Source organism: Rhodoblastus acidophilus (genome assembly GCF_009720655.1).
Taxonomy (GTDB): domain Bacteria; phylum Pseudomonadota; class Alphaproteobacteria; order Rhizobiales; family Beijerinckiaceae; genus Rhodoblastus; species Rhodoblastus acidophilus_A.
This window is the reverse complement of sequence record NZ_WNKS01000014.1, coordinates 36,514-56,370: the sequence shown is the minus strand read 5'-3', so window position 1 is coordinate 56,370 and position 19,857 is coordinate 36,514. Positions and strand designations below refer to the sequence as shown.

18 protein-coding genes are annotated in these 19,857 nt (G+C 65.1%); 11 read left to right on the top strand and 7 right to left on the bottom strand.

Annotated elements, in window-relative coordinates:
• Position 1: 1 nt before the first annotated feature.
• Both argF and GJ654_RS14490 read left to right on the top strand, forming a co-directional pair.
• Entirely contained in the window at positions 2-955 is a 954-nt protein-coding gene (gene argF, locus GJ654_RS14495) for an ornithine carbamoyltransferase (RefSeq protein ID WP_155446885.1), read from the top strand.
• On the top strand, positions 955-1,902 hold the full coding sequence (locus GJ654_RS14490; protein WP_155446884.1) for an Hsp33 family molecular chaperone: 948 nt from the start codon (positions 955-957) through the stop codon (positions 1,900-1,902). Before argF ends, GJ654_RS14490 begins: the two co-directional genes overlap by 1 nt.
• Positions 1,903-2,107: 205 nt before the next feature.
• On the opposite strand, the gene GJ654_RS14485 is transcribed toward GJ654_RS14490, so the two are convergent.
• The gene (locus tag GJ654_RS14485) at positions 2,108-2,797 is read right to left on the bottom strand and encodes an SDR family oxidoreductase (protein ID WP_264586236.1); all 690 of its coding nucleotides are present in this window, start codon (positions 2,795-2,797) and stop codon (positions 2,108-2,110) included.
• A gap of 87 nt (positions 2,798-2,884) precedes the next feature.
• Here GJ654_RS14485 and GJ654_RS14480 point away from each other — a divergent pair, with 87 nt between their 5' ends.
• Positions 2,885-3,160, top strand: coding sequence for an Hsp33 family molecular chaperone HslO (locus GJ654_RS14480; RefSeq protein ID WP_155446883.1), 276 nt, complete (start codon positions 2,885-2,887; stop codon positions 3,158-3,160).
• An 859-nt stretch (positions 3,161-4,019) separates the two neighbouring features.
• Here the strand turns inward: GJ654_RS14480 and queD are convergent.
• The 6 genes from queD to hpnA all read right to left on the bottom strand — a co-directional run bounded on the left by queD (position 4,020) and on the right by hpnA (position 9,679).
• A complete protein-coding gene (gene queD / locus GJ654_RS14475; RefSeq protein WP_264586235.1) occupies positions 4,020-4,373 on the bottom strand; it encodes a 6-carboxytetrahydropterin synthase QueD in 354 nt (117 codons plus the stop codon).
• 192 nt (positions 4,374-4,565) lie between these two features.
• Positions 4,566-5,798 carry a hydroxysqualene dehydroxylase HpnE gene (gene hpnE / locus GJ654_RS14470; protein WP_155446881.1) on the bottom strand — a complete coding sequence of 411 codons (1,233 nt, stop codon included), beginning with the start codon at positions 5,796-5,798 and terminating at the stop codon, positions 4,566-4,568.
• Positions 5,795-6,625 carry a presqualene diphosphate synthase HpnD gene (gene hpnD / locus GJ654_RS14465; RefSeq protein WP_155446880.1) on the bottom strand — a complete coding sequence of 277 codons (831 nt, stop codon included), beginning with the start codon at positions 6,623-6,625 and terminating at the stop codon, positions 5,795-5,797. Before hpnD ends, hpnE begins: the two co-directional genes overlap by 4 nt.
• Positions 6,622-7,509 (bottom strand): squalene synthase HpnC, encoded by an 888-nt coding sequence (hpnC, locus tag GJ654_RS14460; protein ID WP_155446879.1) that lies wholly within the window; start codon positions 7,507-7,509, stop codon positions 6,622-6,624. The genes hpnD and hpnC overlap by 4 nt, the downstream gene beginning before the upstream one ends.
• Entirely contained in the window at positions 7,506-8,648 is a 1,143-nt protein-coding gene (locus GJ654_RS14455) for a glycosyltransferase (protein WP_319802129.1), read from the bottom strand. Before GJ654_RS14455 ends, hpnC begins: the two co-directional genes overlap by 4 nt.
• Positions 8,645-9,679 (bottom strand): hopanoid-associated sugar epimerase, encoded by a 1,035-nt coding sequence (gene hpnA / locus GJ654_RS14450; protein WP_246664760.1) that lies wholly within the window; start codon positions 9,677-9,679, stop codon positions 8,645-8,647. Before hpnA ends, GJ654_RS14455 begins: the two co-directional genes overlap by 4 nt.
• A gap of 228 nt (positions 9,680-9,907) precedes the next feature.
• Between hpnA and GJ654_RS14445 the strand changes: the two genes are divergently transcribed.
• From GJ654_RS14445 to GJ654_RS14410, 8 genes are all read left to right on the top strand, one after another.
• Positions 9,908-10,228 carry a DUF2849 domain-containing protein gene (locus tag GJ654_RS14445; protein ID WP_155446877.1) on the top strand — a complete coding sequence of 107 codons (321 nt, stop codon included), beginning with the start codon at positions 9,908-9,910 and terminating at the stop codon, positions 10,226-10,228.
• Positions 10,229-10,299: 71 nt separating this feature from the next.
• The gene (locus tag GJ654_RS14440) at positions 10,300-11,970 is read left to right on the top strand and encodes a nitrite/sulfite reductase (protein WP_155446876.1); all 1,671 of its coding nucleotides are present in this window, start codon (positions 10,300-10,302) and stop codon (positions 11,968-11,970) included.
• Complete coding sequence (locus GJ654_RS14435) at positions 11,957-12,481, top strand: DUF934 domain-containing protein (RefSeq protein ID WP_155446875.1); 525 nt, start codon at positions 11,957-11,959, stop codon at positions 12,479-12,481. Before GJ654_RS14440 ends, GJ654_RS14435 begins: the two co-directional genes overlap by 14 nt.
• Positions 12,474-13,226, top strand: coding sequence for a phosphoadenylyl-sulfate reductase (locus GJ654_RS14430; RefSeq protein ID WP_155446874.1), 753 nt, complete (start codon positions 12,474-12,476; stop codon positions 13,224-13,226). The genes GJ654_RS14435 and GJ654_RS14430 overlap by 8 nt, the downstream gene beginning before the upstream one ends.
• The gene (cysD, locus tag GJ654_RS14425) at positions 13,223-14,128 is read left to right on the top strand and encodes a sulfate adenylyltransferase subunit CysD (RefSeq protein ID WP_155446873.1); all 906 of its coding nucleotides are present in this window, start codon (positions 13,223-13,225) and stop codon (positions 14,126-14,128) included. The genes GJ654_RS14430 and cysD overlap by 4 nt, the downstream gene beginning before the upstream one ends.
• A gap of 1 nt (position 14,129) precedes the next feature.
• The gene (gene cysN / locus GJ654_RS14420) at positions 14,130-15,710 is read left to right on the top strand and encodes a sulfate adenylyltransferase subunit CysN (protein WP_155446872.1); all 1,581 of its coding nucleotides are present in this window, start codon (positions 14,130-14,132) and stop codon (positions 15,708-15,710) included.
• Between the two features lie 62 nt (positions 15,711-15,772).
• Positions 15,773-16,279: a DUF992 domain-containing protein gene (locus GJ654_RS14415; protein ID WP_155446871.1), complete on the top strand. Its 507-nt coding sequence runs from the start codon at positions 15,773-15,775 to the stop codon at positions 16,277-16,279.
• A 92-nt stretch (positions 16,280-16,371) separates the two neighbouring features.
• Positions 16,372-19,824 carry a chromosome segregation SMC family protein gene (locus tag GJ654_RS14410; RefSeq protein WP_155446870.1) on the top strand — a complete coding sequence of 1,151 codons (3,453 nt, stop codon included), beginning with the start codon at positions 16,372-16,374 and terminating at the stop codon, positions 19,822-19,824.
• Positions 19,825-19,857 lie beyond the last annotated feature (33 nt).

The window sequence follows — 19,857 nt, the reverse complement described above, 5'->3', positions numbered from 1 at the left end:
CATGTCGAAACATCCTCGCACCCGCCGCTGCTTTCTCGATCTCGCCGATTTTTCCCGCGCCGAACTGCGGACCATTCTGGATCTCGGCCGCGACATCAAGAGCCGCCGGGTGAAAGGTCGGCCCGCGAAAAACCGGCCGCTTGAAGGCCGCACGCTGGCGATGATTTTCGACAAGCCCTCGACACGCACGCGCGTCTCCTTCGACGTGGGCATGCGCGAACTCGGCGGCGAGACCATCATGCTCACCGGCGCGGAAATGCAGCTCGGACGCGGCGAGACCATGGCGGATACGGCGCGCGTGCTGTCGCGCTTCGTCGACGCCATCATGATCCGCATCCTCAGCCACGAGCATCTGACCGATCTCGCGACGCACGCCACCGTGCCCGTCATCAACGGCCTGACGAAAAAAACCCATCCCTGTCAGGTGATGGCGGACATCATGACGTTCGAGGAGCATCGCGGCGACATTTCCGGCGCCCGCGTCGCCTGGGTCGGCGACGCCTGCAACGTCTTGACCAGCTGGATCCATGCCTCCGCGAAATTCGGGTTCACGCTCGACATCGCCACGCCGGAAGAGCTGGCGCCGCGTCCCGAACTGATCGCCTGGGCGCGCAAGCAGGGCGGCATCGTCAATGTGATGCGCGACCCCTATGAGGCGGTGAAGGATTCGGACTGCGTGCTCACGGACTGCTGGGTGTCCATGGGCGACAAGGATGAAAAATTGCGCCACGCCCTGCTTGCGCCCTATCAGGTCAACGCCAATCTCATGCGTCACGCCGCCAAGGACGCGGTGTTCATGCATTGCCTGCCCGCCCATCGCGGCGAGGAGGTCACGGACGAAGTGATGGACGGACCGCAATCCCTGGTGTTCGACGAGGCGGAAAACCGTTTGCACGCGCAAAAGGGCGTGTTGGCCTGGTGCCTGGAGGCCGAATTCGCCGGGGTCCAGGGCTGATGGCTGATGTTTTTTCGTCTGGAGACGACGCCGTCCTGCCGTTCGCGGTGGAGGCGCTCGACATGCGCGGGCGCATCGCCCGGCTCGGCCCGGCGCTCGACACGATTCTGACGCGACACGCCTATCCGGCGCCCGTGGCGCAGCTTTTGGGCGAGGCCGCCGCTCTGTGCGTGCTGCTCGGCACCACGCTGAAGGACGAGGGCCGCTTCCAGTTGCAGACCCGCACCGACGGCGTGGTCGATCTGCTGGTGGTGGATTTTGACGCGCCTGACCGGCTGCGGGCGTTTGCGCGGTTCGACGCGCGAAAACTTGCGGAGCTGGCGGCGGGCGATCGCGAACATCTGCTCGGGCGCGGCCATCTCGCCTTCACCATCGAACAGGGCGGCGAGAACGCCCGTTACCAGGGCATTGCCCCGGTCGAGGCGGGGTCGCTGGACCAGGCGGCGCTGAGCTATTTTACTCAGTCCGAGCAAATCCCCTCCTTCGTCCGGCTCGCGGTCGGGCAGGTGGTGACGCCGCAGGGCAGCCAGTGGCGCGCCGGCGGAATTTTGACGCAATTCCTGCCGCATTCGCCGGAGCGTCAGCGCATGGCGGATTTTCATCCCGGCGACGCGCCGGAGGGGCATGTCGTTCCGGAATTTTCGGAAGACGACGCCTGGACCGAGGCGCGGCTGCTCGCCGCCACCGTCGAGGATCACGAATTGCTCGATCCCGGCCTGTCCAGCGCCGATCTGGCGTGGCGGCTGTTCAACGAGCGCGGGGTCAAGGTTTTTACGCCGCGCCCGCTGCGCGAGGCCTGCCGCTGCTCCGACGCGCGGATCGAGGAGATGCTGCGCAACTTTTCGCAAGCCGAGCGCGACGACATGGTTCACGACGGGCGGATCACCGTGACCTGTGAATTCTGTTCGACGAAAAGGGTTTATGATCCCGGGGATTTCAGGGTTTAGAGCATTTTCAAGCGAAGCGGATGCCGGTTCGCGTGAAGACAATGCGTCGAAACAAGACTCTAGAGCTTTTTCATGTTTCCATGAAACGTGAAAAAGCTCTAGCGGGGCGACACGCGTCGAGGGCGGGCGGGTCTTTGCCGACGCTCCCGACGCGCCAACGACGGCCTCCAGTTGAGCCGAAGCGGCGGTTCGCCGTCGAAAGGGGCTATTTCGTCGCCCACCCGCCGGACATCGGGAACACCTGCCCGACGAAGCAATTTGCGGCGTCGCTGCACAAATAGGCCGCCAGAGCGGCGTCCTCTTGCGGGCTCACCAGCCTTCCCAGAGGAACCTCCCGCTTCAACCTGTCCTGAAACGCCGGATTGGCTTGGACCTCAGCGGGAAAATAGGTGGGGTTGTCGACGAAATTCTGGGCGATGGCGTTGACCTGGATATTTTGAGGCGCGAGTTCGACCCCCACGGCCTGGACATAGGCGAGCTGCGCGCCCCGGGCGGCGCTGTAGGTGGATGCGCGTTTGATGCCGCGAAGGGCGGAGGCGCTGCCCATCACCAGGATCTTCCCCGAGCCGCGCTCTCGCATTCCCGGGATCGCCGCGCGGACCAGCCTGGGAAGAGGGTCGACAAGATGTGCGAAGACCTCTCGCCATTCTGCGTCATCGGCGGCCTGGACGGGCGTGCTGGGCGCGGCGATCGCCAGATTGGCCACCAGCGCGTCGATCGGTCCCGCCGATTGCACGAGGGTCTTGGCTGCCTCGGCGGCGATCAGCGCACGCGTGTCGGCGATCACATCGGCGCCGAGGTCAGAAAACATCTTGGCCAGGGCAGGACCCATGAACATGTCGGCCTGGGTCAGCAGGATGCGTTTTCCCTCAAGGCTGAGCAGGTTCACAAAAATGCTCCCGATCTGATCCGCACTGGCCTCGGGGGAGAGTAGCGCCGTTCATCAGGTCATTGAAGCTGCAAACCACCCGTTCGAGAGTCCATGCGGTTGGTCGGGGCGCCGAGGCGGGCGTTTGCGGCGCCGCTCGGGGTCGTCCGCTTCTCGCTGATTCCCGATGCGGGCGCCCGGGCGCTCTGGTCTTTTTTGCCGCGCCCGCTGCGCGAGGCCTGCCGCTACTCCGACGCGCGAATCGAGGAGATGCTGCGCAACTTTTCGCAGCAAGAGCGCGACGACGTGGTTCACGACGGCCGGATCACCGTGACGTGTGAATTCTTCTGGACCAAACGGGTTTACGATCCCGCCGATTTCAGGGTTTAGCGGGGCGACGCGTGGCGCGAGCAAGCGGGTCTGAAGAGACGATCGCGACCAAGCCTGCGACCGTCCCGTGTTGACCCGTTCCGGTCATTCTACACCGAGCCAAATTGGCAACCCACAATCAAAGACACAAATCGCAAAGCGGGTTTTCTGGGCTAGTGGCTTGCCATGAATACATTGGCCTCCCGCAGTGCAGGCAGGTCGTGTCCTCCTTACCCATCTTGCGCATACTCGACTCGCGCTGATCATCTCGGTCCTTATTGGCCTTTGATCGACGCTCTAGCTCTGCCTGTATCTCGGCGTCGGTAAACCCGCTCATCCGTTCCTCCGTAGATGGACGATGCTCAGCTAAGCATAAACGGTAAAACAAAAACTAGCCGACGTGACCTCGATTATTGTAATTGGCGAAATTCATGACCTTGCCGGGCATCGACGAGCTTCCGTAATCCGCTCGTGAAGCAGGCGCCCGAGGCGGGGCTATGGTCTTTTTTTTGGCGCCGTCTCATGGGCTCGCGAACGGGCTTTTTTCGGAAACTTCCCGTTCTGGTTGAAGTTTCGTCGCGAAAAATCGCGCAAAACAGGCCCATTTGTGCAAAAAACGCGCGTTTTTTGATGAAAAACACGCGATTTTCGCGATTGCATCTTGCGGGTTGTGGCGGCAGCCTCTGCGGGTGAACAGTGTTCGACGTTTCGCCTCGAACGGGCGAACAAAAATAAACCTTACATTACATATACTTATGAAAACACATGATTTCGGCCTATGTTTCACGTGAAAACAAAACGTGAACATGTTTTCGACATATTGATGGTTTTGGCGCGTTTCGCCATTTTCACTTTTCGAAAAAACGGGCGCGGCGGCCGATCAGGCCCGATATTCCGCCCAGCACATCGGCGTTTCAAAAACTTTGACGGCCGTTAGTTGCGGCAGGTCCGGGCTGACCTTTCGGAAAATCCACAAGGCGATGTTTTCCGCCGTGGGGTTTTCCAGTCCTGAAATATCGTTGAGCAGATAATGGTCGAGTTGCGCCAGCACCGGCGCGAACACCGCCTCGACGTCGAAGAAATCGACGACAAATCCGGTGTGCGGGTCGACCTCGCCGGCCAGGGTGAGTTCGACGCGATAGGAATGCCCATGCAGCCGGCGGCAGCGATGGGTTTCAGGCACATGGGGCAGATGATGGGCGGCCTCGAAGGTGAAGGCCTGCGTGATGCTGATCGACATGGCGGGGTCTTAGAGCATGATCCCCAAAAGGAAAAGACTTTTGGGCGCGGCGCGCCGACAAACCCGTGGACCGCCCGCGCCCTTCGAGACGCCGCCTTCGGCGGCTCCTCAGGGTGAGGGCTACTGATTGAAAAACTGCTCAGCCGACGGACCAGAGCGGATCGCGCCCTCGCCCGTCCGTGAGGGTTACTGATTTACAAGCCGGGCGGCGGCGAGGCCGGAGCGGATCGCGCCCTCTATGGTCGAGGGAAGGCCGGTTTGCGTCCAGTCGCCGGCCAGGACAAGATTGCGCCATTGCGTTTCGGCGCCCGGCCGCAGCGCGTCCTGCGCCGGCGTCGCGGCGAAAGTGGCGCGCTTCTCCTTGATGATCTGCCAGAACGGCAAAGGCGCCGAAATCCCCGCGACCGCCTGCACCTCATCCCAAATATGCGCCGCCAGCTCCTCGCGCGCGGTCGACATGAACCGGTCGGCGGCGCTGATGGTGACGGAGAAGCGGTCCGGGAAGGCAAACACCCATTCGCTCCAGCCGCCGACCACGCCGGTGAGCAGCGGCATGTTTTTGGGCGCCGGCAGGGCGAAATGCGCGTTGACGATGGAGCGGAATTCGGTGGGGGCGGACAGGCCGGGCAACAGCTCCTGCGCCACCGGCGCGGTGACCGCCAGCACAACCTTGTCGTCCGGCGCGAGCGCGACGGTCTCGCCAAATTCGAGGCTCGCGACGCGGTCGCCCTCGAAGGCGAGGCCGCGCAATTTGGCCCCGAACGCGACGCGCGCGCCCCTGCCCTGCAGATAAGACAGCGCGGGATCGACGAAGGCGGCGGACAGCCCGTCCACCGCCACCACGGGACGGCAGGCCTCGCCACCCTTGGCAAAAGTCTCGCGCACGATGGCCGCGGCCAGCGCCGCGAACGCCTCTTCGGGCGCCGTGTTCAGCGCCGAGACGAAAATCGGGTCCCACAGCCGCCGCGCCATGTCGCCGTTGCCCAGGAATGGCCGCAGGGTCTGGCCCGGCTTGGCGAACAGCAGTTTGGCCAGAGCGAGATAGTCCAGCCCGGCGGTGTCGGGCAGCCGCCGGTCCGGGGCGAGAATCCACCATGGGATTTTCCCGGCGTTGGGCCGCAGCCGCCAGCGCGCCTTGGTCTCCAGGTCGCAAAAATCGAATTCGGCTTCCGCGGCGATGGAGAGTTTTTCGAAACCGCCGGTTTTTTTCGCGTAATCCAGCGCGGCGCTGTTGCCCGACAGCAGCAAATGGTTGCCGTTGTCGATGGTCATGCCGAGCGTGGCGTCGAAATAGGAGCGGCAGCGGCCGCCCGCCTGCGGGGCCGCCTCGTAGAGCGTGACGTCAAACCGCTCGCATAGCTCCACGGCCGCCTGGAGGCCGGCGAGGCCGGCGCCGATCACATGAACACGGGTCATCAAAAGAGTCCGTAGCGCAGGAAGGCGCCGAGCACGGCCAGTTTCGGCGTCGCGATTCTTTGGCGCGGCGCGCTAAAGCCGCGGGAGTCCAGGCGCCGCCAGATCGCGCGATAGGCAAGATACATGATCATGGGCGCGCGGATTTCCGCATGGGGGCGCGCGGCCATGATCGCGGCGGCTTTGTCGAAATGGGTTTCGGCTTGCGTCAGCAGCGGGCGGCACACCGGATCGAGGTTTTCGCAGGCTGCGACGGTCTCTGGCGTCGGGTTGGCGATGGCGACGTTCGACAGCAGCTCGCGCGGGAGATAGACCCGGCCGAGCCCCGCATCCTCGTCGACGTCGCGCAGAATGTTGGTGAGCTGCAGCGCCCGGCCCAGGTGATAGGCGAGGTCGATGCCGTCCTGCTCCGGCAGGCCGAACACGCGCACCGACAGCCGCCCCACCGCGCTGGCGACGCGGTCGCAATAGAGATCGAGCTTTTGCGCGTCCGGCGCGACAATGTGCTCGTCGACATCCATCTGCATGCCGTCGATGACAGCCAGAAAATCGTCCTGCTCGAAGCTGAAGTCGCGCAGCGCGTTGATCAGGCCCTCGGCCAGCCCGGCATGGTCGCCCTCGTAGAGCGCGCGAATGTCGCGGCGCCAATGGTCGAGGGCGGCGGTCTTTTCCTCTCTCGTCCCCTCGCCGTCGGCGATGTCGTCCACCGCGCGGCAGAAGGAATAGATTTCGAACATGGCGTCGCGCTGCGCGCGCGGCAGGATCGCCATCGCCCGATAAAACGAGCTGTTCCGCGCGGTGTTGCGCGCTTCGTCGTGGGTGATGATGCTCATGCCGCCCTCCCGGTCCAGCGCGACACGGCCGCGAGGCCGGCGGCGGCCAGCGCGCCGCCGATCATCTCGCTCTTGCTCAGCCGCACCTTTTCGCACAGGGGATCGTTGGCGATCAGCAAATCCGCGATTTTGCGGGCATGGGCGACGGTCACGGCGATCTCCAGGCCGAGACGGAAATTCTTGACCGCGCCGCCAAGCCCGGCGCCGCGTTCGAGCAGCTCGCGGTTCTTCCGCGCGAGATTTTGCAGGCAGGACAGCAGCGCCGGCGAACTTTTGGGGCCGTCCAGCTCTTCCGTGCGCGCGCCGGCCGCCGCGAGGGCGTCTTGCGGAATGTAGACGCGGTCCAGAGCTTTGTAGTCTTTCACGCAATCCTGGAGATGGTTGTTGATTTGCAGGGCGGCGCAAATGTCGTCGTTGGCCTGCCAAAGGCTTTCGCTCTCGCCGTGGACGTCGAGCATGAAGCGCCCGACCGGCATGGCCGAGAGCCGGCAATAGTCGATCAGCTCGTCCCAGCTGGCGTAACGGTTCTTGTCCACGTCGAGGCGGAAGGCGTTGAGCAGGTCGCGCGCGTGCTGGTTGGTCACGCGACGCTCGGCGAGCGCGGCGCGCAGCTTGACGCCGAGCGGCTCGGCGTCGCTCTTGCCAATGAGCGAATCGTCCATCTGGTCGAGCAGCGCGTGCTTTTGCGTCGGCGAAAGGGTTGGGCTGTCGGCGACGTCGTCGCCGGAGCGGGCGAAATCGTAGAAGGCGAGGACGATGGGCCGCAACGGCGCGTCGATCAGCAGGGACGCGACGGGAAAATTCTCGTCGGCGCCGGTCTTGCCCGACCGCAGGCTCTCCGCCGTCAACTGCGCGTGCGCATTCTCTTGGGCTTGCGCGTTCATGCCTCCCCTTTCCCGTTCGGCGCCTGCGCCCGGCCTTTCCACATGCCGCCGCGCCCGCGATGATAGTCGAGCGCCGAGCGCACCGTATAGACCATATAAACCCCGGCAATCAGCGGCAAGAGCGCCGCCCACGCCCGGCTCAGGCCGTAGAACCGGTTGATCGGCATGAAGCTCGCGATCATCAAGCCCAGCGCGAGCGCGCCCAACAAGCCGGCGGCGCCGGGCGCGGTCAGCGCCAGCCAGACCGGCGCCAGGAAGGTGAGGGCCAAGCCCAGCGTCGCGCCGAAAAGGCGCATGGGCGAAAATTTCAGCTGCGCATAGGCGGACCGCGAGATCATCCGGCCGATGTCGCCGATCCCGGGATAGGGGCGCAGGCTGCGCACGCGCTTGGTCAGGCCGAGCCAGACCGGCCCCACCGTCTTCATCCGCAGCGCCAGCGCGCAATCGTCGATCAGCGCGCCTTTCATGCTTTCGAGGCCGCCGGCGGTCATCAGCAGGTCGGGACGCACCAGCATGCAGCCGCCCGCCGCCGCCCCGGTGCGCTTGCGCGGATCGCGCGCCCAGCGGAACGGATAGAGCATCTGGAAGAAATAGACGAAGGCGGGGACCAAAAGCTTTTCGGCAAAACTCTCGCAGCGCAGCAGCGCCATCAGCGAGGTCAGGCCAATGACGTCGGCTTCCGCGCGCGCCACTAGCATCCGCAGCGAGTCCGGCGCGTGCAAAATATCGGCGTCGGTGAACAGCAGGAGGCGTGGCGCGAATTTTTCGCGCGCGTGCCTGAAACCCTGTTCCATCGCCCAGACTTTTCCCGTCCAGCCCGGCGGGGGGGCGGCGCCGTCGAGCACGGTGAGCGCTTCGGCGCCCGGCAGCGCGCGGGCGATGTCCGCCGTGCCGTCGCTGCTCTGGTCGTCAACGAGCACGACGTGGAAATCGCCGCCATACTCCTGCGTCAGCAGGCTGCCGAGACTCTTGGCGATCAGCGCGGCCTCGTCGCGGGCGGGAACCACCGCGACCACCGAGGGCCAGTTCGTCAGCACGCGCGGGCTGTCAAAATCCGTATCCAGGCAGGCCCAGAATTTTCCGCGCAGGAAAATCAGAACCAGCCAGATCGCCAGGACGAGGAGGCCGAGACCAATCACTTGACCATGCCCCTTTCGCGGAACCATGCGAGCGCGTCGGCGATGGCGTCGGCATAGGGGCGCGCCGCATAGCCCAGTTCGGCCTGCGCCTTCGCCGACGAGAAATACATGCGGTATTTCGACATGCGCAACGCGTCCACCGTGGCGAAGGGTTCCTTTCCGGTGAAGCGCGCCAAAAATTCGGCGGCGCGGGCGAAGGGGAACAGGGGCGCGCGCGGAATTTTCAGCATGGGCGGACGCCGGCCCGCCATTTCGCAGATTTCCGTGAGGAATTTGCCAAAGGGCGCGTCCTGGCCGCCGAGAATGTAGCGCTCGCCGATCCGGCCCCGGTCCATCGCGGCGAGATGGCCCGCCGCGACATCCTCGACATGGACGAGGTTCAGGCCGGTGTCGACATAGCCGGGCATCTTGCCGTTGGCGGCCTCGACGATCACCCGCCCCGTGGGCGTCGGCTTGATGTCGCGCGGGCCGATGGGGGTGGAGGGATTGACGATCACCGCCGGAAGGCCCTGCTCGGCGATCATCTTCTCCACGAGACGCTCGGCGATCGTCTTGCTCTTCTTGTAGGCGCCGATGGCCTGCTCGGGCGTGGCGGGCGCGGTCTCGTCCACGGGGCGGCTCTCGTCGTTGAGTTTTAGCGTCGCCACCGAGGAGGTGTAGACGATCCGCGACACGCCCGCGCGCAAGGCGGCGCTCATGATATTGGCCACGCCGATCCGGTTGGCCTCGACGATCTCGTTGGGGTCAGGCGCCCAGAGTCGGTAATCGGCGGCGACGTGATAAAGCCGGTCCACCCCCTGGAAGGCGGGGGCGAGCGAGTCGGCGTCGCGCAGATCGCCGATCACAACTTGCGCATCGAGCCCCTCGACATTGCCGCGCGGCGAATTTTTCCGCGCCAGCAGCACCACGTCCTCGCCGCGCGCGATCAGCGCCCGCGCCACCGCCGCGCCAACAAAGCCCGTCGCGCCGGTCACCAGAACCTTGCCGCCTGAACTCATCTTTCGATCCTTCCGCGCAACACGCGCCGGCATGCCGGACGTCCTCCTAGCACAGGCGCAGCCCGACCCCAACGCGGAAAGCCTTGACGCCACGTACGGCGCACCAGGAAGTAAATTTTCCTCCCTGAACGCAGCCATGACATCGACAAAGAGACCATCCTTCTCCCATTGTGGCAAAAATAGCCAATTTCATTCTGTTTCATCGCATTGAAAGGTGATCCCGGGGCGGCTAGTTTCCGCGAAGAAACTCGCGAGGTCCCCATGGCCGCCGTCAAGCGTCCGCCTTTTCCTGTCATTCTCGTCGCCAACGACCTCCTCGAAGGCGAAGTTGTTTTCGCGTCGGAGGACGGCTGGAGCCGCGACCCGCGCCACGCCAAGGTCGCCCTGGACGAAGCCGCCGCCCAGGCGCTCGAAACTTTTGCCGCGCGGGAGTTTCTCCACGCGAAAGTGGTCGGCGCCGCTCTGGTCGACGTTGAACTGCGCGACGGCGCGCCGGTTCCACGCCACATCCGCGAGGCGATCCGCGCGTCTGGGCCAAGCACCCGGCCCGACCTCGGCAAGCAGGCCGATTTCCAGATCTAGAGCGTTTCCAGGCGAGGTTCGCGCCAGGAAAACGCGTCAATACAAAGCCAGATCGCCTCGAAGGAGGTCCCATGTATCGCTATGATGAATTCGACGAACGGCTGGTGCGCGAGCGCGTCGCCCAATTCGCCAGCCAGGTTGCGCGCCGCATCGATGGCTCGCTCACCGATGCGGAATTCCTGCCGCTGCGCCTGAAGAACGGCCTCTACCTCCAGCTGCATTCCTACATGCTGCGCATCGCCATTCCCTACGGCACGCTGCACGCGCGGCAATTGCGCCAGCTCGCCCGCATCGCCGACGAATACGATCGCGGCTACGGCCATTTCACCACGCGCACCAACCTGCAATTCAACTGGTCGAAGCTCAAGGACGTCCCGACCGTCCTCGGCCTGCTCGCCGATGTGGAAATGCATTGCATCCAGACCTCCGGCAATTGCATCCGCAATGTCACCGCCGATCAATTCGCCGGCGTCGCCTATGACGAGATCGAGGACCCCCGCCCAATCGCCGAACTAATCCGGCAATGGTCGACCCTGCATCCCGAATTCGAATGGCTGGGCCGCAAGTTCAAGATCGCGGTGTCGGGCGCGACGCATGACCGCGCGGTCGTAAAGTCGCACGACCTCGGCGTGCGCATCGTGCGCGACGCCAAGAGCGGCGCGGCCGGCTATGAAATCCTCGTCGGCGGCGGCCTCGGCCGCACCCCGCTCGCCGCCCAGGTGCTGCGCGAATTCCTGCCGCGCGAAGACCTGCTCGCCTATCTCGAGGCGACGCTGCGCGTCTATAATCTCGACGGACGCCGCGACAACAAATACAAGGCGCGCATCAAGATTCTCGTACATGAAATCGGCATCGAGGCGTTCCGCGCTTTGGTCGAGGAGGAGTTCGCCCGCATCGACAAGGCTAGGGTGAACGCCGATCCCCAGGAGCAGGCGCGCATCGCCGCCTATTTCGCGCCCCCCGCCTACCAGGACCTGCCCGAAGTCTCGCGCAAGCTGGAGGAAGCGCAGATCCGCGACCCCGAACTGGCGCGCTTCGTCGAGCACAATCTGTTTCGCCACAAGCGCCGGGGCTATACGGCGGTGACGATCTCGCTGAAACCCATCGGCGGAACGCCCGGCGACATGTCCTCCGAGCAGATGCGGGTGGTCGCCGACCTCGCCGAAAAATATTCGTTCGACGAATTGCGCGTCACCCACGCCCAAAACCTCGTCCTGCCCTATGTGCGGCTCGACGATGTCGCGGAGGTTTACGCGGCGCTCAAAGCCCATGATCTCGCCACCGCGAATGTCGGGCAGATCACCGACATCATCGCCTGTCCTGGCCTCGATTATTGCAGCCTCGCCACCGCGCGCTCCATCCCGATCGCCCAAGCCTTGTCGAAGCATTTCGCCGATCCGGAGAAGCAGAAGGAGATTGGCGAAGTCAGCATAAAAATTTCCGGCTGCATCAACGCCTGCGGGCACCACCATGTCGGCAATATCGGGATTCTCGGCCTGGAGAAGAAGGGGGTCGAGTCCTATCAGATCACCATCGGCGGCGACCCCAGCGAGACTTACGCTTTGGGCGAACTTTTAGGCCCAGGCCTGCCCGCGGAATACGTGCCGGAAGCGATCGACAAGGTGATCGCCGTCTATCTCGCGGAGCGTCAGCAAGGCGAAACCTTCATCGAAGCCTATCGCCGGCTCGGCCTCGATCCGTTCAAGGCCGCATTCAAGGAGATCGCCGATGTTGTTGCTTGATCGCGAGGGCGCCAAGGCCGACGTCTGGACGCGCGTCGAAACGCTCGATCTCACCGCCGACAACGTCATCGTTGCGTTGGCGCAGCTGCGAGACGCGCTCGCCGCGCGCCGGCCCGGCCAGCACATCGGCGCGGCAATCGACAACACCGAAAGGGCGGCGGCGCTGGAGCCTTTTTTCCGTGAACTGGCCCTGATCGTGATCGCCTTCCCCACGGGTTACAATGGCCGCGGCCTTTCCATCGCGCGTCAGTTGCGCGAACGCGGTTTTGTTGGCGCGCTGCGCGCCAGCGGACCGCTGGTGTCCGACCAGTTCCCCCATGCGCTCGCCTGCGGTTTCGACGAGATCGAGCTGCCGGACGACAGCGCCAAGCGCCAGCCGGTCGAGCAATGGCTCGACGCCGCGCAGCGCATCAGCGTCACTTATCAGCGCGGCTACAGCTATGGCGCCGTCACCAACATCCTCGAACAACGCCGCGCCGCGCGGCTGGCCGGAGTCGGCAACAATGTCTGAGTCCTCGCTTTCCCTCGTCGACACGCTCAACGCCGCCTTCGCCAGCGCCACGCTGCCCAATCGTCTGCGCGCGCTGCGCAAGGCGGTTGACGGCCGCATCGTCTTCACCACCAGTTTCGGCATCGAAGACCAGGCGATCACCCACGCGCTGGCGGAGTCGGAGGTCGATTTCGAGGTGGTGACGCTCGACACCGGCCGCCTCTTTCCCGAGACCTATGAACTGTGGCAGCGCACCGAAGAACAATACGCGCTGCGCATAAAGGCCTTTTATCCTGACGCTCATGCGGTGGAAGCGCTGATCGCCGACCAGGGAATCAATGGTTTTTACTATGGCCTCGACATGCGCAAGGCGTGCTGCGAGGTGCGAAAGGTCGAGCCGCTGGCGCGCGCGCTTTCTGGCGCGCAAGTCTGGGTGACAGGTCTGCGCGGCGACCAGAACGCCCATCGCTCCAATCTCGGCTTCGTTGAATGGGACGCGGAGCGCGGCCTGCTCAAGGCCAACCCGCTGTTCGATTTCTCGCGCGACGACGTCGTCGCCTACACCAAGGCGAACCACGCGCCGGTGAACGCGCTTCACGAAAAAGGCTTTGTCAGCATCGGCTGCGCGCCCTGCACCCGCGCCATCAAGCCCGGCGAACCCGAACGCGCGGGACGCTGGTGGTGGGAGAGCGAAGACAAGAAGGAATGCGGCCTGCACGTCTCCACCGAGGGCCGTGTGTCGCGCGTAAAGGAAGCTGCGGAATGAACGCGCCTTTGACCCATCTGCAAAAGCTCGAAGCGGAATCGATCCACATATTCCGCGAGGTCGCGGCCGAATGCGAACGGCCGGTCTTCCTCTATTCGATCGGCAAGGATTCGGCGGTGCTGCTGCACCTCGCTATGAAGGCGTTCTATCCCTCAAAACCGCCGTTCCCGTTGCTGCATGTCGACACCACCTGGAAGTTCCAGGAGATGATTTCCTTCCGCGACCAGCGCGTGAAGGAGCTGGGCCTGGAGCTCCTCGTCCACATCAACGAGGACGGGGTGAAGGCCGGCGTCAATCCGTTTGACTCAGGCTCCCGCCTGCACACCGACGTGATGAAGACTCAAGGGTTGAAACAGGCGCTCGACACGTACAAGTTCGACGCGGCCTTCGGCGGCGCCCGCCGCGACGAAGAAAAATCGCGGGCGAAGGAGCGCGTGTTTTCGCTGCGCTCCCCCGAACATCGCTGGGACCCCAAGAACCAGAGGCCGGAACCGTGGCGGCTCTACAACACGCGCAAGCGTCCCGGCGAATCCTTCCGCGTGTTCCCGCTGTCCAACTGGACCGAGAGCGACGTGTGGGATTACATCGCCAAAGAGGACATTCCGGTCGTCCCGCTCTATTTCGCCAAAAAACGTCCGGTGGTGCGCCGCGACGGCGCGCTGATCATGCGCGACGACGAGCGCATGAAGCTGCGCCCCGGTGAGCAGGTCGAGGAATTGAGCGTCCGCTTCCGCACGCTCGGCTGCTATCCGCTCACCGGCGCCGTGGAAAGCGAGGCGTCCACGCTCCCCGAAATCATCGCGGAAATGCGCGCGTCAAAAACCAGCGAGCGCGAGGGCCGCATCATCGATCACGACGGCTCCGCCTCCATGGAGCAGAAGAAGCAGGAAGGCTATTTCTGACATGAACGCGCACGTCGCCGAGGCCGAAATCCTTTCGCCCGCACCTCGTCCCCACACGTCGGAAAAGGCGCTGCTGCGCTTCATCACCTGCGGCTCCGTGGACGATGGCAAATCCACCCTGATCGGGCGCATGCTCTACGATTCGCAGATGATCGCGGAGGACCAGCTCGCCGCGCTCGACCGCGATTCCAAAAAATTCGGCACGCAGGGCGGCGCGCTCGATTTCGCGCTGCTGGTGGACGGTCTCGCCGCCGAGCGCGAACAGGGCATCACCATCGACGTCGCCTACCGCTATTTCAAGACGGACAAGCGCGCCTTCATCGTCGCCGACACGCCCGGCCACGAGCAATATACCCGCAACATGGCGACGGGCGCCTCCACCGCGGATTTGGCCATCATCCTGATCGACGCGCGAAAAGGAATTTTGCCGCAGACGCGCCGCCATTCCTTCATCGTCTCCATGATTGGCGTGCGCGATGTGGTGCTCGCTATCAACAAGATGGACCTCGTCGACTACAGCGAAGCGCGCTTCAACGAGATCGTCGCCGCCTATCGCGAGATGGCGAAAGACCTCGGTTTTCGAACCATCGCGCCGATCCCGATTTCCGCGCTCAACGGCGACAACATCGCCACTTTGTCCGAGCGTACGCCCTGGTTCCAAGGCGAGCCGTTGCTGCCGCTGCTCGAACAGATCGAGGTAGCCGGTGGTGAAATCAGCGAGGCGCCGTTCCGCTTTCCCGTGCAATGGGTCAACCGCCCAAACCTGGATTTCCGCGGATTTTCCGGCTGGGTGGCGAGCGGCTCGATAAAGCCCGGCGATTCCGTGGTCGCCCTGCCCTCGGGCCGCGCCAGCACGGTCGCGCGCATCGTCACGCAGGATGGCGATTTGCCCGTCGCTGTGGCCGGTCAGTCGGTGACGATCACGCTCGCCGACGAGATCGACGTGTCGCGCGGCGATATTTTGTCGAGCGTCGAACGCCAGCCGGACGTCGCCTTGACCGTGGAAGCGCGGCTGCTGTGGACGGCCGAGACCGACATGCATCCGGGCGCCTCCTACATCGTCAAGCTCGGCGCGCGCACGGCCAATGCGACGGTCGCCAAAGTCCGGCATCTCATCGACATCCACACCTTTGAACCGGGTCCGGGACGGCCGCTGGCGTTGAACGAGATCGCCACGGCGCAACTGCGTTTCGACCGCGCCCTCCCGATCAGCCTCTATCGCGACAACCGCGATCTCGGCGGCTTTATTCTCATCGACCGCATTACCAACGAGACCGTCGCCTTCGGCATGATCGAGCCAGGCCGGGCGGTGGAGGAGGAGCCGGCGACGGAGGACGGCGAGATCGACTGGGCGCGGCTGGGAAAGGATGTGTTGGAAAAATTCCTTCCAGCGCTCGGCGGCGGCGCGCTGGTCGGCCTCGGCGCCAAGATTTTTGGCGCCCCGACCTCGACGGCGGTGGCGCTTGCGCTGGCCGACGCGGCCTTCCGCCCGCTGGTCCGGGGATGGTACGCGGACTTCCGCCAGGCCATGGCGAAACGCAAGGCCGGGGACGACGTCACGCCCGACGGCGCCGGCATATGAAATCGAGGTTTTCAGGCTTGGCCTGATCGGCTAGGGTGCGCTTTCATTGCTGGAGCGCATTGATGAAAACCCTTCGTTTCGCCCTTGTTTGTGCGGCCGCCCTCGCCGCGCAGCCCACGCTGGCCGCGCCGATCGAGGCCGGCGCCTTGATGTGCGAGGTTTCCGCAAGCATCGCCATGATCGTGATGCAACGCCAGGACATGCGCTGCACCTTCCTTCCGGCCAATGGCGGACCCGAGGTTTTCTACAAGGGACGCATTGACGCCTATGGCATCGCGCTCGGCGCGGTGGCGCGCGGCAAACTCGCCTGGGCCGTGCTGGCCCCCTCGACCTCCGTGCCGCCCGGCGCGCTCGCCGGCTCCTATTCCGGACTTGGCGCCCAAGCCTCCGCTGGCGGCGGCGTGGGGGTGAATATCCTCACCGGCGACAACGACTCCAGCTTCACGCTGCAACCGATCGCCGTCGAAGGCCATGTGGGCGTCAATGTCGCCGCCGGCGTCTCCAGGGTCACGCTCAGGGCCGCCCCCGAGACTCGGCCGCGCCGGTTCTGGGACCGCTGGGACGATTAGCGCGTTCGCTCCCGTCCTTTTCCCCAGCTTTTGCGCGCGCGATGCTTGATTCCGCCTGACACATGGCGCCTTGTTCCACTCTGGAACAGCCCATGAAATTCGACAAACTTCGCCTCACCGGCTTCAAGAGCTTTGTGGAGCCCACGGAATTCGCCATCCAGCCGGGCCTGACGGGCGTCGTTGGGCCAAACGGTTGCGGCAAGTCGAATCTCGTGGAGGCCCTGCGCTGGGTCATGGGCGAGAACGCCTACAAGCAGATGCGCGCCTCCAGCATGGACGACGTCATCTTCTCCGGCTCCGGCGCGCGGCCCGCGCGCAATCACGCTGAAGTCATGCTGGTGCTCGACAACAGCGCCCGCACCGCCCCCGCCGCCTTCAACGATTCCGACATATTGGAAATCACCCGGCGCATCGAGCGCGAGGAAGGCTCGACCTACAAGCTCAACGGCCGCGAAGTGCGCGCCCGCGACGTGCAACTGCTGTTCGCCGACGCCTCCTCGGGCGCGCGCTCGCCGGCCTTGGTGCGGCAAGGGCAGATCGGCGAGATCATTTCCGCCAAGCCCCAGGCCCGCCGCCGCATTCTCGAGGAAGCCGCCGGCATCGGCGGTCTGCATTCGCGCCGCCACGAGGCCGAACTGCGTCTCAAAGGCGCGGAGGAAAACCTGCTTCGCCTTGAGGACGTGATTGGCCAGATCGGCGCGCAGACCGAATCGCTGCGACGCCAGGCCCGGCAGGCGGCGCGCTATCGGGCGCTGGCCGCCGAAATCCGCAAGAACGAGGCTCTGGTCGCCCTGATCGCCCTGCGCGGCGCGACCAAGGAGGCTGAGGAGACCAAGGCCGCCGTCGAATCCAACGTGCTCGATGTCGCCGAGGCCACCCGCAATCAGGCCGAAACCGCCCGCCTGCAAGCCATAGCCGCGCTGGAGGCGCCCAAGGCGCGCGACGCGGAATCGCAGGCCGGCGCCGCGCTGCAACGCTTGATTCTGGCGCGCGAGGCGCTGGAAGGCGAGGAAAAGCGGGCGCAATCGCGGCGGCTGGAGCTGGAGCGGCGCTTCGCCCAGCTTTCCAACGACATGGGTCGCGAGACCCACCATTACGACGACGCCGCCGCCGCGCTGGAGCGCCTGCTCGCCGAGGAAGAGGACCTTTCGGGCGCCGGCGAGGACGAGGCCGACCTCGCCGAAGAGGCGCGGCTGCGCTGCGAGGAAGCCGAGGCCAAGCTCAAACTGTCGGAAGCCGCGCTCGAAGCCGCGCAAAACGCCTTCGCCGGGGTCGAGGCGCAACGCAATGCGCTGGCCGATTCGGCGCGGCGCGAGGAACAGGCGTTCGCCCGCTACGACGCCGAACTGAACCAACTGATCCAAGAGATCGAGGCGCTGCGCGACAGCGCCGGCGAGGATTCGGAATTCGCCGAGGTTCTTACGGAAGCCGAGCGTCTCATGGACGCCGCCGCCCAGGCCGAAGAAGATGCGCTCGCCGCCGAAAGCGCCCTTGCGCTCGCCCGCGACGAGGAAACATTTCTGCGCAACCCGCTGAAGGAGGCCGAGCGCAAGGCGCAGGCGCTGGAAACGGAAGCGCGCACACTTTCAAACCTGCTGCGCTCCGAACATGGCGCCTGGCCGGCGGTGATCGAGGAAATCGTCGTCGAAAAGGGATTTGAAGGCGCTTTGGGCGCGGCGCTCGGCGAGGACCTCCAGGCCTCCACCGACGATGAGGCCCCCGCCTTCTGGGCGCATTCCTTTGGCCTGGGTGACCCCGCCCTGCCGGACGAGGCCATTGCCCTCTCCGGCAGAGTGCAGGCCCCGGACGTGCTGAAGCGCCGCCTCGCCCAGATCGGCGTGGTTCCCCGCGAAAAAGGGCGGCTGCTGCAAAGCCGCCTCAAGCCGGGGCAGCGGCTGGTGTCCGTGGAGGGGGACCTGTGGCGCTGGGACGGTTTTGTCCGCGCCGCCGAGGCGCCCACCGCCGCCGCGCGCCGGCTGAGCGAGAAAAACCGACTCGAAGACCTTGAAGCCGAGGCGAAAGTCGCGCGCGAAGAGCTTTATCTGCTGCGCGAGCGCATGGAGGCGGCGGAAAACGCCGTCGCCGACGCCTTGGAGGCCGACCAGCGCGCCCGCATCGCCGCGCGCATGGCGCAAAAAAACCTTTCGGAAGCCCGCGAGGCCGCCAGCGCCGCCGAACGGCGCCAGGGCCAGTTGCTGTCGCGGCTGTCGAGCCTGGAGGACGCCCGACGCCGCGCCCAGGACATGCGCGACGAGGCGCGGGAGCGCCTGGCGCAGGCTCGCGAAGCCTATGACGACCTGCCCGAGCCCGCGACGCTGTTGGGCGAACGCGACGCGGCGCGCACCGCCAATGCGCTCGACCGCGCCGCGGCCTCCGAAGCCCGCGCCGCCCTGCAAAACTTCGCGCGCGAGGCGGAGTCGCGCATTCGCCGGCGCGAGGCCATCGAAAAGGAAAGAAAATCCTGGGCCGACAGAAAAGCCCGGTCGCTGGCGCAGAAAGAGGAAATTCAGGACCGCCTCGTCGAGACACAGGAGGAGATGGACCGGCTCGCCGAGGCGCCCGACGAATTCCTATTGCAGCGCCGGACGCTCACCTCAAGCATAGAGGAGGCCGAGCAAAAGCTGAAAGACGCGGCCGACGCCCGCGCGCTCGCCGAAACCGCGCTCGCCACCGCCGACCGCGCCGCCCGCGCCGCGCTGGAGGCGATGTCATCCGCCCGCGAAAGCCGCGCCCGCCTTGAGGCTCAGGCGGAAGCCGCGCAACAGCGCTTGGCCTTTCTCACCCAAAACATTCTTCAAGAATTGCAATGCGCGCCGCACGCGCTGCTGGAAATGGCCGGTGTGGCGGAAATCAGCGAAGACGCCGACATCGAGCTGGTGCAACAAAAACTCGCCAGCCTGAAAGCGGACCGCGAACGTCTCGGCGGCGTCAACCTGCGCGCCGAGGAGGAGCTGGCGGCGGTCGAGACCGAGCATCAGAAACTCGCGCAGGAACAGGCCGACCTCACCGAAGCCATCCGGAAATTGCGCGCGGCCATCGGCGCGCTCAACAAGGAGGGCCGCGAGCGCCTTCTCGCCGCCTTCGAAAAGGTGGACGCGCATTTCCGCGAGCTGTTCACAGTGCTGTTTGGCGGCGGCTCGGCCGAGCTTCAGCTTGTGGAATCCGACGACCCGCTCGAAGCCGGCCTCGAAATCATGGCGAAACCGCCGGGAAAAAAGCCCGCGACCATGTCGCTGCTGTCGGGCGGCGAGCAGGCGCTAACCGCCATGTCGCTGATCTTCGCCGTGTTCCTCACAAATCCCTCGCCGATCTGCGTGCTCGACGAGGTGGATGCGCCGCTCGACGACGCCAATGTCGAGCGCTTTTGCGATCTGCTGGAGGACATGCGCGGCAAGACCGACACGCGCTTCATCGCCATCACCCACAATCCCATCACCATGGCGCGCATGGACCGGCTTTTTGGCGTCACCCAGGCGGAGCGCGGCGTGTCGCAGCTGGTTTCGGTGGAGCTGGCGCAGGCCGAGCGCCTGCTCGAGGCCAGTTAGGCGATTCCGAAAGGTTCACACAAGACCTGAAGC